15 protein-coding genes are annotated in these 14,350 nt (G+C 65.5%); 9 read left to right on the top strand and 6 right to left on the bottom strand.

All coding sequences use genetic code 11. From position 1 onward, the window contains the following. Positions 1 to 76 precede the first annotated feature (76 nt). From G4G71_RS25345 to G4G71_RS25335, 3 genes are all read left to right on the top strand, one after another. The gene (locus tag G4G71_RS25345) at positions 77 to 1,006 is read left to right on the top strand and encodes a LysR family transcriptional regulator (RefSeq protein WP_169941118.1); all 930 of its coding nucleotides are present in this window, start codon (positions 77 to 79) and stop codon (positions 1,004 to 1,006) included. Between the two features lie 114 nt (positions 1,007 to 1,120). Next, positions 1,121 to 1,582 (top strand): outer membrane lipoprotein, encoded by a 462-nt coding sequence (locus G4G71_RS25340; protein ID WP_169941116.1) that lies wholly within the window; start codon positions 1,121 to 1,123, stop codon positions 1,580 to 1,582. Between the two features lie 20 nt (positions 1,583 to 1,602). Then, on the top strand, positions 1,603 to 2,064 hold the full coding sequence (locus G4G71_RS25335; protein ID WP_169941114.1) for a sn-glycerol-3-phosphate transporter: 462 nt from the start codon (positions 1,603 to 1,605) through the stop codon (positions 2,062 to 2,064). Positions 2,065 to 2,140: 76 nt separating this feature from the next. Here G4G71_RS25335 and G4G71_RS25330 read toward each other — a convergent pair whose 3' ends face one another. The 3 genes from G4G71_RS25330 to G4G71_RS25320 all read right to left on the bottom strand — a co-directional run bounded on the left by G4G71_RS25330 (position 2,141) and on the right by G4G71_RS25320 (position 5,663). Continuing rightward, positions 2,141 to 3,463, bottom strand: a complete 1,323-nt coding sequence (locus tag G4G71_RS25330; RefSeq protein WP_169941112.1) for an aspartate aminotransferase family protein — start codon at positions 3,461 to 3,463, stop codon at positions 2,141 to 2,143. Then, positions 3,460 to 4,536: a phosphotransferase gene (locus G4G71_RS25325; protein WP_169941110.1), complete on the bottom strand. Its 1,077-nt coding sequence runs from the start codon at positions 4,534 to 4,536 to the stop codon at positions 3,460 to 3,462. Before G4G71_RS25325 ends, G4G71_RS25330 begins: the two co-directional genes overlap by 4 nt. Before the next feature lie 98 nt (positions 4,537 to 4,634). Continuing rightward, the gene (locus G4G71_RS25320; protein ID WP_169941108.1) at positions 4,635 to 5,663 is read right to left on the bottom strand and encodes an ABC transporter substrate-binding protein; all 1,029 of its coding nucleotides are present in this window, start codon (positions 5,661 to 5,663) and stop codon (positions 4,635 to 4,637) included. Between the two features lie 313 nt (positions 5,664 to 5,976). On the opposite strand from G4G71_RS25320, the gene G4G71_RS25315 reads away from it, so the two are divergent. Both G4G71_RS25315 and G4G71_RS25310 read left to right on the top strand, forming a co-directional pair. Next, positions 5,977 to 6,711 carry an SDR family NAD(P)-dependent oxidoreductase gene (locus tag G4G71_RS25315; RefSeq protein WP_024765199.1) on the top strand — a complete coding sequence of 245 codons (735 nt, stop codon included), beginning with the start codon at positions 5,977 to 5,979 and terminating at the stop codon, positions 6,709 to 6,711. Positions 6,712 to 6,783: 72 nt separating this feature from the next. Then, positions 6,784 to 7,470, top strand: coding sequence for a GntR family transcriptional regulator (locus G4G71_RS25310; protein ID WP_169941107.1), 687 nt, complete (start codon positions 6,784 to 6,786; stop codon positions 7,468 to 7,470). A gap of 42 nt (positions 7,471 to 7,512) precedes the next feature. Here the strand turns inward: G4G71_RS25310 and vapC are convergent, their stop codons facing one another. The 3 genes from vapC to G4G71_RS25295 all read right to left on the bottom strand — a co-directional run bounded on the left by vapC (position 7,513) and on the right by G4G71_RS25295 (position 9,562). Next, positions 7,513 to 7,917 carry a type II toxin-antitoxin system tRNA(fMet)-specific endonuclease VapC gene (vapC, locus tag G4G71_RS25305; RefSeq protein WP_169941105.1) on the bottom strand — a complete coding sequence of 135 codons (405 nt, stop codon included), beginning with the start codon at positions 7,915 to 7,917 and terminating at the stop codon, positions 7,513 to 7,515. After that, positions 7,917 to 8,147, bottom strand: coding sequence for a type II toxin-antitoxin system VapB family antitoxin (vapB, locus tag G4G71_RS25300; protein ID WP_169941103.1), 231 nt, complete (start codon positions 8,145 to 8,147; stop codon positions 7,917 to 7,919). The genes vapC and vapB overlap by 1 nt, the downstream gene beginning before the upstream one ends. 215 nt (positions 8,148 to 8,362) lie before the next feature. Further along, on the bottom strand, positions 8,363 to 9,562 hold the full coding sequence (locus G4G71_RS25295; RefSeq protein ID WP_169941101.1) for a CaiB/BaiF CoA transferase family protein: 1,200 nt from the start codon (positions 9,560 to 9,562) through the stop codon (positions 8,363 to 8,365). A gap of 257 nt (positions 9,563 to 9,819) precedes the next feature. On the opposite strand from G4G71_RS25295, the gene G4G71_RS25290 reads away from it, so the two are divergent. From G4G71_RS25290 to hutC, 4 genes are all read left to right on the top strand, one after another. Continuing rightward, a complete protein-coding gene (locus G4G71_RS25290; RefSeq protein ID WP_169941099.1) occupies positions 9,820 to 10,998 on the top strand; it encodes a GGDEF domain-containing protein in 1,179 nt (392 codons plus the stop codon). Positions 10,999 to 11,059: 61 nt separating this feature from the next. Continuing rightward, positions 11,060 to 11,599: a YaeQ family protein gene (locus G4G71_RS25285; RefSeq protein WP_045209899.1), complete on the top strand. Its 540-nt coding sequence runs from the start codon at positions 11,060 to 11,062 to the stop codon at positions 11,597 to 11,599. A gap of 67 nt (positions 11,600 to 11,666) precedes the next feature. After that, positions 11,667 to 13,382, top strand: coding sequence for a single-stranded-DNA-specific exonuclease RecJ (gene recJ / locus G4G71_RS25280; RefSeq protein ID WP_169941097.1), 1,716 nt, complete (start codon positions 11,667 to 11,669; stop codon positions 13,380 to 13,382). A gap of 184 nt (positions 13,383 to 13,566) precedes the next feature. Further along, positions 13,567 to 14,310 (top strand): histidine utilization repressor, encoded by a 744-nt coding sequence (gene hutC / locus G4G71_RS25275; RefSeq protein WP_169941095.1) that lies wholly within the window; start codon positions 13,567 to 13,569, stop codon positions 14,308 to 14,310. Positions 14,311 to 14,350 lie beyond the last annotated feature (40 nt).

The following is a 14,350-nucleotide window of genomic DNA, read 5'->3' as shown; positions in this document are numbered from 1 at the left end:
TTGGTTGAAAGTGAATTCAGTCTAGAGTGACCTTCTGTTTTGATAATCCAGTCAATCGACAACCTTTGGTTTTCATATGGAAACAATCGCCAGCGACCTGGAAGACCTTTCCGCCTTTGCCGTACTGCTGGAATGCGGCAGCTTCACCCGCGCCGCGCAGAGGCTCGGTTGCAGCAAGGGGCAGCTGTCCAAGCGCATTTCCGCGCTGGAGCAGGCGCTGGGCGCGACCCTGGTGCACCGCACCACCAGACGCCTGTCGCTGACCGCCGCCGGTGCCGCATTGCTGCCCGAGGCCCAGGCGCTCAACGCCCAGGCTGCGCGGGCGCGGCAGGCGGTGCTGGCGTTGCAGGAGGAGGCGCAGGGCAAGGTGCGGTTGAGCGTGCCGGTGTCCCTGGGCGAGACCTTCTTCGATGCCTGGCTGATGGAGTTTTCCCACCAGTACCCGGACATTCGCCTGGAACTGGACTTGTCCAACGATCGCCGTGACCTGGTGGCCGACGGCTTCGACCTGGCGATCCGCTCCGGCAGCCTGGAGGTGGATGACCGCTTCGTCGCCAAACCCCTGTTCGCCTTGCAGGAACTGACCTGCGCTACGCCCGGCTACCTTGCCGAGCACGGTGCGCCGCAGGTGCCGGCGGACCTTTCAGCCCATTCCTGCCTGCAGAACACTCACTACCAGGACAGCGATGTCTGGCTCTACCAACGCCGCCACGAACTGTTCCGCGTCTCTGTCAGCGGTGTGTTGGCGAGCAACCACTACACGCTGCTGAAGAAAGCCGCGCTGGCCGGCGCCGGCATCAGCCGCTTGCCGTCCTACATGATTCAGCAGGAATTGGCTGAAGGCAGCCTCATCTGGCTGCTCCGTGATTACCAGACACGCACCCAGCCGGTGTTTCTCATCCATCCGTATCAGGGGCGCCTGCCGCGCCGAACGCAGTTGCTGGCGGATTACCTGCTGCGCTGGTTCGAGCGCAGTCGGATGCAATTGGTCGCTCTGGAGGGATGACAGGAGTTTCGTTCAGCTTCGTTCAGCGATGGTTCAGAGAGGGTTCAGGGAGAGTTCAGGGACCGATCGTTAGGCTTTCACCATCACTTTTGAGAGCCTTCCGAGGTCACCATCATGAACCGTCCCACTCTGCTGCTGACAGCCCTTTTCACCAGCGTCGTTCTGCTGAGCGGCTGCGCGTCCAACCTGTCGGGTTCTTCCTACTCCCGCGCTGACGCCCGCGCCGTGCAGAACGTGCGCATGGGCACCATCGAGTCTCTGCGCCCGGTGCAGATCGAAGGCACCAAGACGCCCATCGGCACCCTGGCCGGCGCGGCGGTTGGCGGTATCGCCGGCAACTCCATCGGCGGTGGTCGCGGCAAGGCCATCACCACCATCCTCGGCGGCGTGGCCGGCGGTGCGGCGGGTTCGGCGGTGGAAGAGGGCATCACCCGCACACAGGGCGTGGAAATCGTGGTCCGCGAGGATGACGGCGGCACCCGTGCCTATGTGCAGGCGGTCGATTCGCAACAGTTCCGCGTCGGCGATCGCGTTCGCATCATGTCCGTCAACGGCGTCAGCCGCGTGACCCTCTGACCTGACGCGGAGATCCCACCATGCGCCGCCTGTTGATCGCCCTGCTGCTGATCGTCGGCTCTGGCACCGCCATGGCCGATGAGGATGGAGGCTTCTGGTACCTGCAGACCAGCGTCTACACGACCCACTGGACCAACGATCCGGAGCACAACAACCATCAGGAACTGATCGGCCTGGAGCGCAACCGCGCCGATGGCGTGGTCTGGGGTGGCGCGACCTTCAAGAACTCGTTCAGCCAGCGCTCCAACTATGTCTACGCCGGCAAGCGCTTCGACTGGGAAGGCACGCCGTTCTACGCCAAGGTCACCGGCGGCGCGCTGCAGGGCTATCGCGGCGACTACCGCGACAAGATCCCGCTGAACCGCTACGGCGTCGCGCCGGCGATCATCCCTTCGGTGGGCGCGCACCTGGGGCCGGTCGGAGCGGAGTTCGTGGTGCTGGGTGGCTCGGCCGCGATGGTCAACGTTGGCGTGCGTTTCTGATCTGTCTGGTAGCCGAATGAAACGGGCCGCGATGAATGTTCATCGCGGCCCGTGTCGTTTCTATCTGAAGAAGATGTCAGGTGGAGATTTCCTGCAGCGCCTTGTCCAGGCAGTCGATGAACAGTTCCGCATGTTCCTGTTCGAAGGCCAGCAGCGGACGGATCTTCAGGATGTTCTCCAGGGGACCGGCTGCGCTGATCAGTACGCCACGCTCGCGCATGGCGTTGACCACCTGGCGAGTCGGATTGGCGGCCGGGGTCTTCGCGGTGCGATCGGTGACCAGCTCGACGCCGAGGAAAAGCCCCGCCCCGCGTACGTCGCCGATCAGTTCATGGCGCTCGGCGAGCTGGCGGATGCCCTGGAGCATGAAGGTGCCGATGCGCTGGGAGCGCTCCTGAAGCTGCTCGTCACGGATCACATCAAGCACCGCCTGGGCCGCCGCACAGGACACCGGATTTCCGCCGAAGGTGTTGAAGTAGCGCACTTCGCGGCCGAAGCTTTCGAGGATTTCCGGGCGCACGACGACGCCGGCGATGGGCTGGCCGTTGCCCATGGGTTTGCCGAGCGTGACCAGGTCCGGTTGCACGCCGTGACGCTGGAAGCCCCACATGGCGTCGCCGGTGCGGGCGAAGCCGCTCTGCACTTCGTCGGCGATGTAGAGCAGGCCTTCGTCCTGGGCGACCTTCACGGCTTCGGCAAGGAATCCGGCCGGATCGGCCAGCACGCCGTCGCTGGCGAAGATGCCGTCGATCAGCAGCGCGGCAGGCTTGATGCCATGGGCGCGCAGGTCGGCGATGGCGGCGCGCACGTCGTCGGCGAACAGCTTGCCGACGTTTTCCGCACCCAGTCGGTAAGCATCGGGCGCGCGCACGGTGCGGGCGTGGGCGGGCAGGGTGATGCCGGCGCCGAGGGACGGCGACAGCTCGGAAATGGTCCCGGTGACGCCGTGGTAGGCGAAGCGGGTGATGATCACCCCGGTGCCACCGGTGTACTGGCGGGCGATGCGCAGGGCGAGGTCGTTCGCCTCGCTGCCGGTGCAGGTGAACATCACCTGGTCCAGGCCTTCGGGGAAGGTGGCGAGCAGGTCCTCGGCGTAGTCGAGAATGCCTTCCTGCAGGTAGCGGGTATGGGTGTTCAACACCGCCGCCTGGCTGGCGATGGCTTGCACCACGCGCGGGTGGCAGTGGCCGATGGAGGCGACGTTGTTGTAGGCGTCGAGGTAGCGGTTGCCCTGATTGTCGTAGAGCCACACGCCCTCGCCGCGCACCGTGTGCAGCGGGCGCTCGTAGAACAGCCGGTAGGCCGGGCCGAGCAGGCGCGCGCGGCGCTCGATCAGGCGGCGTTCCTGTTCGCTCAGGCGCTCGGCGTCGGCGGCGCTGAATCCGTTGGGCATGGTCATGGGCGGGGCTCCTCTTGTTTGGCGCAGGCGGCGAAGATCTGCTCCTGCGCCTGTTCCCGGCTCAGGCGGGCCAGGCCTTGCACGGCCTGCCAGGCGTGGCCGGTGTTGCGCAGGATGTAGTCGCGGTTCTCGGGATGCAGGCTGGCGCGCCAGGCGGTGATGCTCAGCGTCATGATCAACCGTGTGGCGATCAGGTCGGCGAGGATTTCCTGTTCCTCGGCCAGAAGCGGGCAGCGGCGATGGTAGGCGGCGATCATCTCGCAGGCGGTGGCCAGCGGTGCGTCCGGCTCGCCCACTTGGTAGGCGGCGGCGACGCCCAGGTCGTTGACCAGTGGCGCGTGGACCATGTCGCCGAAGTCGAGGATGTTGCGCACCCGGTCCGGGTGCTCGGCATCGACGATGACGTTGTGCGGGTTCAGGTCGTTGTGGATCACCTGGGCGCGCAGTGTGGCCTGGCGGGGCAGGGCGTGGCGTTCGAAATTGTCGAGGAAACGCTCCACCAGGGCGCGCTGTTCTCGATCCTGTATGTAGACCAGCAGGTTGCGCAGGCGCGAGGCGTGCTTGAGGTCCCAGAGCAGTTCGTGGTCGGCGGTGGCCGGGTGTTCGAAACCCTTGAGCGCCAGGCCCAGGCGGGCCAGGTCGTCGCCCAGGTTCTCGCGCAGGGCGCGGCTGCGTTGCTGGACACGGTGCAGCGGAACTCCGTCGACGAAGGAGAACAGCCGGGCAATCATCGGCTGGCCATCGACAGTGATAGGAATCTGGTGCTCGCCGTTGAGCGAGGGGTAGACGCGCTGCACCGCCAGGGTCGGGGCCAGGGCCTCGACACGCAGCAGGGCGCGGGTCTGGAAGTCCACCACCTGCGGGTCCTCCAGCGGGTGCGAGAGCTTCAGCAGGCGATCGTCGCCATGGCCGTGGGCGATGTGGAAGTTCAGGTCGCGTTCGCCGGCGAGGCGGTTCAGCGTGCCGCGCTGGCCGAAGTATTCGTCGGCGATGGCAGCGGCCTGGGCGTCGCTCACCTGGGCGGGGGCCGCTTCCAGCAGGTGATCGTGGACGGGAGCGGTATTGAGGGGCACGGGTACATCTCCAGCAGGGTTCAGCGGTCGTTCGGTATTGCAGCGGCCAGGCGGGGTGGCGCGTCCGCCCGGCGCGGGGCCGGGCGGGAGCGCCAGGCTTACTTGCTCGCCCAGGCGTTGAAGCGGGTTTCCAGTTCCTCGCCGTGGTCGATCCAGAACTCGGTGTCCATGGCGCGCGCGTTCTCCAGGTTCTGCGGCGCGGTGGGGAGTTTCGGCGCGATGGCGGCGTCGATCAGCGGGATGGTGTTCTTGTTGGTCGGGCCGTAGGGAATGTTCTCGGCGAAGACCTTCTGGTGCTCAGGCTTGTTGGCCAGGGCGATGAACTGCTCGGCCAGGTCCTTCTTCGGGCTGCCCTTGACGATGGCCCAGTGGTCCAGGTCGTAGATGCTGCCGTTCCACTGGATGGCGAAGTCGCGGCCTTCCTTCTGCGCGGTGGCGACGCGGCCGTTGTAGGCCGAGGTCATCACCACGTCGCCAGCGGCCAGCCATTGCAGCGGTTGCGCGCCGGCTTCCCACCACTGGATGTAGGGCTTGATCTCGTCGAGTTTCTTGAACGCGCGGTCCACGCCTTCCTTGGTGGCCAGCACCTTGTACAGGTCGGCCTGTTTCACGCCGTCGGCTTCCAGGGCGAATTCCAGGGTGAACTTGGCGCCACGGCGCAGGCCGCGCTTGCCCGGGTACTTCTTCACGTCCCAGAAATCGGCCCAGCCGGTGGGTGCGCTGGCGAGTTTCTTGGCGTCGTAGGTGAGCACCGTGGACCAGATGAAGATGCCCACGCCGCAGTCGCTCACGGCGGCGTCGAGGAAGTCGGCCTGCTTGCCGAGCTTGCTCCAGTCGAGCTGCTCGAACAGGCCTTCGCTGCAACCGCGCATCAGTTCCGGGGATTCCACCTCGACCACGTCCCAGCTGGTCTTGCCGGTGTCGGCCATGACCTTGATCTTGGCCATCTCGCCGTTGTACTCGGCGCCCTGCACGGTGACCTTGGCCTGCTGCTCGAAGGGTTTGTAGAAGGCCTTTTCCTGGGCCACCTTGTTGTCGCCACCGAACGACACCACGGTCAGTGTCTCGGCGTGGAGCTGGGCGGCGCCGCCGGCCAACATCATCAGTGCTATGGCTTTCTTGAACATGCGATGACTCCTGAGCGGGCCAATCCGGCCCATGAATAAGAGGGCAGCTTCAAGAGTGGGGCGACGTGCCGGACCAAGCTGAAAGGCCGGCTGGCGTTGCCCTCGGACATCAGGGAGAGGAACGGGCGGAACAGGTGCGGTCGATCATGGGAAGTTGCTCCGTTTCTTGTTGTTGTTCGGATAGCTCGTTGTAGGACCAAGCTGGACCGATTAAAACATCTTCCAAAACATGATGCATCATGTTTTTATTGGCGCCAGCGCTCCAAGGACGCTCACCACTCGCGCGCACTCAAATGAAGGGGATGCCTGCACCATGAACCAGACCAGAACCCTGCTTCTCACCGGCGCCAGCCGCGGCATCGGCCATGCCACGGTGAAGCACTTCAACGCCGCCGGCTGGCGCGTGTTCACAGCCTCGCGCCAGGACTGGAGCGCCGAGTGCCCCTGGGCCGAAGGCCTGATCAACCACATCCACCTGGACCTGGAAGACATCGACAGCGTGCAGGCCAGCCTGCCGATGATCCGCGAGAAGCTCGGCGGCTCGCTGCACGCCCTGGTGAACAACGCCGGCATCTCGCCCAAGGGCCCGGAAGGCGAACGCCTGGGCGTGCTGGGCAGCGACTACGCCACCTGGCTGAAGGTGTTCAACGTCAATCTGTTCTCCACCGCGCTGCTGGCGCGCGGCCTGTTCGACGAGCTGAAGGCAGCCAAGGGCTCGGTGATCAACGTCACCTCCATCGCCGGTTCGCGCGTGCATCCCTTTGCTGGCGCGGCCTACGCCTGTTCGAAAGCCGCGCTGGCCGCGCTGACCCGCGAGATGGCCCACGACTTCGGCCCGCACGGCGTGCGGGTAAATGCGATTGCGCCGGGGGAAATCGACACGGCCATCCTGTCTTCGGGCACCGAGCTGATCGTCGAACGCGATATCCCGATGCATCGCCTGGGCAAGCCAGAGGAGGTCGCATCGCTCATCCATTTCCTCTGCACCAGCGGCGCGTCCTACGTGAATGGTGCTGAAATTCACGTCAACGGCGGGCAGCATGTGTGAAACCGGCTGGCATTCGGCGCGATCAGCGACCATCATTCGCGCCCGAATTCCGCACCACGCGATGAGACGGCGATGAACTACCCGATCGAAGGGCTCAATCATTCCTACCTGGGCAGCGGCGTCTACGCGCTGCTGCGCGAGGCACTGATCACCGGCCGCTTCAAGCCGGACGATCGCCTGCGCATCCGTGACCTGGCCCAGCAACTGGGCACCAGCGTCACCCCGGTGCGCGACGCCATCCTGCAACTGGCCAAGGAACAGGCGCTGGTGCTGAAGACGCCGCGGGACATCCGTGTGCCGCTGCTCACCCTCGAGCAGTACCTGGAGATCCGCAGCATCCGCGTGGCGCTCGAAGGTCTCGCCGCCGAGACCGCCGCTGCCCGCGCCAGCGATGAGCAATTGGACGAGCTGGAAGCCAACATCCGCGAGAACCTCGACGCGATCCACGCGGATGACCTGGTGCTGGCGCTCAAACTCAACCAGGCCTTCCACTTCGCCCTCGCCGACATCGCCGGCATGCCGCTGCTGCGCGCCTTTCTCGACAGCCTGTGGATGCGCACCGGCCCGCTGATCGCCCAGGCCTACGCCGACTTCAACGAGCGCATGGCCATCGAGCACCACTGGGACGTCCTGCGCGCCCTGCGCGAACGCAACGGCCCCGCCGCCCGCGAGGCGATCCACGCCGACCTGCTGGACGGCAGCGAGAAGATGCTGGAGTTCATCGCGCAGAGCGAGGCGCCTGAGCAGGAAGCGGGCTGACCGGCTTTTCTGTAGGAGCGAGCAGGCTCACTCCCTACAGCTTCAGGACTTCGTCCAGTCTTCCAGGCGCAGCCCTGGAACACGTTCGAATTCGCGCAGATTGTTGGTGACCACGATCAGTCCGAGTGAGCGGGCATGCCCTGCGATCATCTGATCGTAGGGGCCGATGGGCTTCCCGACCTTCGCCAATTCGGCACGCAGCTGACCGGTATGTGCGGCGGCATCGGTGTCGTAGGGCAGGACTTCCAGCCGCGCCGCGAATCCTTCCACCACTGCCAGATTTGCTTCGGGAGCTGAAGATTTTTCTGCACCGTAGATCAGTTCCATCAAGGTAATCGAGCTGATGCAGAGCTGGCCGTAATGGCGATTGAAAGCCTCGCGTACAGCTTCGGGTTTGTTTTTGATGGTGAAGATGCAGATGTTGGTATCCAGCAAGTACTTCAGCATCAGAAACCCTCGCGCTCCTGATCGGCGGGTTGCTCGCGCTCGCTCATGAAATCGGCGGTCACATCATCCCCGTCGAACCAGCTGTCCCAGGATTCTCCAGCGGGGCTGATGATGCGAGTGCGCCCCACGGCGACCACGTCGACACGTTTCACTTCTTCCGGCAGTGCCACCGCTTTGGGGAGGCGGATGGCCTGACTGCGGTTGCTCTGGAAAACGGAGCCTTGTTCCATGACGGACCTCCCTTTGGATGGCTGATATTGGCCATGCTAGTTTTTCGATGGGATATGTCAATGGGATATACGTGCAAGCCTCCAGTGAAAGAGGAGGTCTGGCTGTAGGACCGAGGGGGACGCCCAGTCCTTGCTCGCGAACAGTCTCACCGATCGGTTCGGTGTTGCGCGGTTCGCGAGCAAGCTCGCTCCTACAAAAGAGAGGAGCAAAGGCGTCAGACCGCGCCGTCCTTGCGCAACGCGGCGATGGCGGCTGCGTCGTAGCCCAGCCCGGAAAGCACCTCGTCGGTATGCTCGCCCAGTTTCGGGCCGATCCACTCGGCGCTGCCGGGGGTGTCGGAGAGCTTGGGCACGATACCGGGCATGCGGAAGGATTTGCCGTCCGGCAGCTTGGCGGAGAGGAACATCTCCCGCGCCAGGAATTGCGGGTCGCTGAACATGTCTTCGGCGGAGAAGATGCGGCTGGCCGGCACCTCCGCTTCGTTCAGCACCTTGAGCACGGTGTCCAGCGATTCGGAACGCGCCCAGCGATCGATGATGCCGTAGAGCTCATCGCGACGGGCATCGCGGCCGTCGTTGCTGGCGAGCGTCGGGTCTTCGGCGAGGTCCAGGCGACCGATGGCGGTCATGAAGCGGCGGAAGATGGCGTCGCCGTTGGCGGCGATCTGCACATGCTTGCCATCGGCCGTAGTGTGCACGGAGGAGGGCGTGATGCCTGGCATGATGTTGCCGGTGCGTTCGCGGATGAAGCCGAATACGTCGAACTCCGGAACCATCGACTCCATCATGGCGAACACCGCCTCGTAGAGCGCCACGTCCACCACCTGGCCGGCGCCGCCGTTCACCTCGCGATGACGCAATGCCATGAGCGCACCGATCACGCCCCACAGCGCTGCGATGGAATCGCCGATGGAGATGCCGGTGCGCACCGGCGGGCGGTCCTCGAAGCCGGTGATGTAGCGCAGCCCACCCATGGACTCGCCCACCGCGCCGAAGCCCGGCTGGTCCTTGTAGGGGCCGCTCTGGCCGAAGCCCGACAGGCGCACCATCACCAGCTTCGGGTTCAGCGCGTGGATCACCTCCCAGCCCAGGCCGAGCTTCTCCAGCACTCCGGGGCGGAAGTTCTCGATCAGGATGTCGGCTTCGGCCAGCAGCTTCTTCAGCACCTCGCGGCCGGCCTCGTGCTTGAGGTTCAGGGTCAGCGAGCGCTTGTTGCGCGCCTGTACGAACCACCACAGCGAGGTGCCCTCGTAGAGCTTGCGCCACTTGCGCAGCGGGTCGCCGCCATCGGGCGACTCGACCTTGATCACCTCGGCGCCGAATTCCGCGCACAGGCGCGAGGCGAAGGGGCCGGCGATCAGGGTGCCGAGTTCGATGACCTTGAGGCCGGCGAGGGGTTTGGCGGTGCTGTTCATCGAAGGGTCCGAGCAAGGAGAGTGGCGGGACTCTAACCCGTGTGCGCGGCTTCGAACAGGCCGCCGGGCAGGCGCCCGGTATCAGCGCTTTGCGCCGGCCTTGGGCGCGCGTAGAGTAGCGGCATCCAGAAGTTTCTTACTCAAGCTCGCCTGATTTCAGGCAGGTACACCGTGATGCGTCTGTTTTCTTCCACACAGCCCGAGGGTCTGGCGGCATTCTCCGAAGAATGCGTGCAGCCGGGTGGCGAGGGGGTTGCATGACGTTGAACCTGCCGACGCTGGTTGTCGTCGACCTCTACGTGCTGACCCTGGTCGGCGTGCTGATGGCCTTTGCCTGGCACAGTGGCCGCCGCGACTCCACCCTGGGCTACATGAGTGCTGCGCTGCTGCTGGGCGCCCTCGGGACTTTCCTCGCGACCCTGCGCGGGATGGGGTTCGACTGGGTGGCGATCCTGCTGGGCAATGTCGTCCTGCACCTGTGTTCGGCGATGACCTGGACCTCCATGCGTGTCTTCGCCGGCCGCAAGCCGCACTGGCCGCTGATCGGCGCTGGAGCGGCGTTCTGGGCAGCGCTCTGCCTGGTCCCGGCGTTCTACGAATCCCTCGCGGTGCGCATCGCCGTCAGCACGGGCATCACGGTCATCTATTGCGTGGCGGCCATCAGCGAACTGTGGCGGGGCCGCCGCAAACTGGAAGTGGAGTTGCGTCCGCCGCTGGCGCTACTGCTGTTTCATACCCTCGTTTATGCGGTGCGCCTGGTGGTCGACCGTGGCATGCCGTTCGAGAGTGTGGCCAACAACGGCCAGGGCTCCACTTTCTTCACCTTCCTGGTCTTCGAGACCATGCTGTTCGCCATCGGTATCGCCTTCGCTACCCTGGCGATGGTCAAGGAGCGTGCCGAGTTGCAGTTCCGCAACGCTGCCCTGAGCGATCCGCTGACCGGCGTCGGCAATCGGCGCGCCTTCATGGAGACCGGCGAGCGCCTGCTGCGCCTGTGCGCCGAGCGGGGCGAACAGGCCTCGCTGCTGCTCTGCGACCTGGACAACTTCAAGCGCCTAAACGACTCCTTCGGCCATCCCGCTGGCGACCGTGTGCTGGTGGAGTTCAGCCGCATCACCGCCTCGCGGATGCGCAAGCACGATCAGTTCGCCCGCATCGGCGGGGAAGAATTCGCCTGCCTGCTCGTGGGCGCTGATACCGAGGGCGCGTGCCAGGTAGCGGAGCGCGTGCGTCGTGAGTTCGCCGAGTTGCCGTTCATGGCCGAGGGCCAGCTCAGCGTGAGCATCGGCATCGCTACCAGCCGCGAGGCCGGCCACGATCTGCTGCGCCTGCTGTCGCTGGCTGACCAGGCGCTCTACGCCGCCAAGGCCAAGGGCCGCAACCGCATCGAACTGGCCGCGCCGGAGCCTGGAACCGACCGACGTCCGCGCACTTGACCCACGGTGCCGGTGCTTTCGCGGTAGACTTGCCGCCTTCGAAAATTCGCCGGGAACACCCATGGCCCTGTCCGCCACGCCCTACAAAGCCGATATCAGCCTGACCGACCTCGACCGTGGGGTCTACGAGACCCTGCGCTTCACCGTTGCCCGCCACCCCTCGGAAACCGAGGAGCGCCTGGCGGTGCGCCTGCTGGCCTACGTCATCTGGTACAACGAGCAACTGGCTTTCGGCCGTGGGCTGTCGGACGTGGAAGAGCCCTCGCTCTGGGAAAAGAGCCTGGACGACCGCGTGCTGCACTGGATCGAAGTCGGCCAGCCGGATGCCGATCGCCTGACCTGGTGCTCGCGCCGCTGCGAGAAGCTGACCCTGGTCGCCTACGGCAACCTGCGCGTGTGGACCACCAAGGTGCTCGACAGCGTCCGCCACCTGAAGAACCTCAACGTCGTCGCCATGCCCCAGGAAGCGCTGGAAGAAATCTCCCGCGACCTGCCGCGCTCGATCAACTGGACCGTGATGATCAGCGAAGGAACCATCTTCGTCACCGACGAGCGCGGCCAGCACGAGTTGCAGGTCGAATGGCTGATGGGCGAGCGTTAAGCGCCAGCTTTACCCGCTGTAACCAGGGCGCCGGGATCGGCGCCTGAATGAATCGACTGGAACACCCATGCGCATCGAAGCCCGCCCCCTCCCGCAAACCCTGCCCAACCTGGGCGACCTGCCGCCGCTACTGACCCGCCTTTACGCCGCCCGTGGCGTGCAGAGTGCAGAGGAGCTGGACAAGGGCCTGGCGCGGCTGATCCCGTACCAGCAGCTCAAGGGTGTGGACACGGCGGTGGAACTGCTGGTCGATGCGCTGGAAAAGGGCCAGCGGATTCTCTACGTCGGCGACTTCGACGCCGATGGCGCCACCGCCAGCAGCGTCGGTGTGCTGGCGTTGCGCATGCTCGGCGCGGCCTGGGTCGATTACCTGGTGCCCAACCGCTTCGAATATGGCTACGGCCTGACCCCGGAAATCGTCGCCGTGGCGCTGGAAAAGCGCCCGGAACTGTTGGTGACCGTGGACAACGGCATCTCCAGCATCGACGGCGTTGCCGCCGCCAAGGCCGCCGGCCTGCGCGTGCTGGTCACCGACCACCACCTGCCGGGGCCGGAACTGCCCGCCGCCGACGCCATCGTCAACCCGAACCAGCCCGGCTGTGACTTCCCCAGCAAGGCCATGGCCGGTGTCGGTGTGATCTTCTATGTGATGCTCGCCCTGCGGGCCCGCCTGCGTGAACGCGGCTGGTTCGCCGCGCGCGGCATCCTCGAGCCGAACCTCGCCGAACTGCTCGACCTGGTGTCCCTGGGCAGCGTCGCCGACGTGGTGCCGCTGGACGCCAACAACCGCATCCTGGTGCATCAGGGCCTCGCGCGTATCCGTGCTGGCCGTGCGCGCCCGGGCCTGCGTGCGTTGCTGGAAGTGGCCGGTCGCGATTGCCGGCGAATCACCTCCACCGACCTGGGCTTCATCCTCGGCCCACGCCTGAACGCTGCCGGGCGCCTGGACGACATGTCCCTCGGCATCGAGCTGCTGCTCTGCGAAGACGAAGGCGTCGCCCGCGACATGGCGGTGCAGCTCGACCAGCTCAACCAGGACCGCAAGGCCATCGAGCAGGGCATGCAGCGCGAGGCGCTGGCCCAACTCAAGGAACTGCCGGTGGAGGAGATGCCCTTCGGCCTGTGCCTGTTCGACCCGGAATGGCACCAGGGCGTGATCGGCATCCTCGCCTCGCGCCTGAAGGAGCGTTACCACCGTCCGACCATCGCCTTCGCCGATGCTGGCGACGGAACGCTCAAGGGCTCGGCGCGTTCGGTGCCGGGCTTCCATATCCGCGATGCGCTGGACGCCGTGGCCGCACGTCATCCGGGGCTGATCAGCAAGTTCGGTGGTCACGCCATGGCCGCCGGCCTGTCGCTGCCGCAGGAAAACTTCGGCGCCTTCGCCGCTGCCTTCGACGCCGAGGTGCGCCGTCAGCTGGATGAAGAAGACCTCACCGGGCGCCTGCTCTCGGACGGCCAGCTGGGCGCCGAGGAGTTCCACCTGGAGCTGGCCCGCGCGCTGCGCCAGGCCGGCCCCTGGGGACAGCATTTCCCCGAGCCGCTGTTCCACGGCATCTTCCAGATCGTCCAGCAGCGCGTGGTCGGCGAACGGCACCTGAAGCTGGTGCTGAAGACCGAGTGCGGCTCGCTGCAACTGGACGCCATCGCCTTCAATATCGACCGCGAAATCTGGCCCAATCCCACCGTGCGCTGGGCGGAAGTGGCCTACAAGCTCGACGTCAATGAATTCCGTGGCAACGAGACGGTGCAACTGATGGTGGCGCATATCGCGCCGCGCTGAGTTCAGGGCTGCTTTTCGTAGGAGCGAGCTTGCTCGCGAACACGGGTCCGCTGCGGGCTCGTTCGTGAGCCGGAACCAGGCGTCTCATTCCTGCTGATTTTCCCCGGCGTCTGTTGCGTAGGCGGCAGGCGCAGTGGCAGGTAAACTGGCGGCTAGCCCGCCTTCCGCCGATTCAGGAGCTGCCGTGTCCCAAGATCATTCCTCCCTGGCCGCGTTCGCGTTGGAAACTCCGGCGCCCCTGTATGCGCGGGTCAAGGAAATCATCCTGCAGCAGATCCGCAACGGCGTCTGGAAACCCAACTCCAAGCTGCCCTCGGAGAGCGAGCTGTTCGCCCTGCTTGGCGTGAGCCGGATGACCATCAACCGCGCGTTGCGCGAGCTGACCATCGAAGGCGTGCTGGTGCGCCTGCAGGGCGTGGGGACCTTCGTCGCCGAACAGAAGGGCCACGCGGCGCTCTTCGAGATCCACAACATCGCCGAGGAGATCGCCGCGCGCGGGCATGAACACCGCTGCGAAGTCGTGCTGCTGGAGCCGCTGGCCGAGGGCGCGGCCCTGGCGATGCCGTTCGAGCTGGAGAACGTCCAGCGCATCTTCCACTCCGTCGTCGTGCACTACGAGAACGACGTACCGGTGCAGCTGGAGGAACGCTTCGTCAACGCCGAGGTGGCGCCGGAGTACCTGCAACAGGACTTCACCCGTATCACCCCCTACGCCTACCTCATCCAGCTGGCGCCGCTGACCGAGGGTGAACATGTGGTCGAGGCGATCAACGCCGAAGCGGCCGACTGCAAGCTGCTGCGCATCAAGCGTGGCGACGCCTGCCTGCTGATCCGCCGTCGCACCTGGTCGGCGAAAGGGCAGGTGGGTGCTGCGCGACTGGTCTATCCGGGGTCGCGCTATCGCCTCGAAGGTCGTTTCGGGCAGTAATCAGCTGTCATCCCGAGGGGGCGGAAAATCCGCCCCGCTG

The organism is Pseudomonas multiresinivorans (genome assembly GCF_012971725.1).
GTDB lineage: Bacteria > Pseudomonadota > Gammaproteobacteria > Pseudomonadales > Pseudomonadaceae > Pseudomonas > Pseudomonas multiresinivorans.
This window is presented reverse-complemented; position numbering and strand designations above follow the sequence as displayed.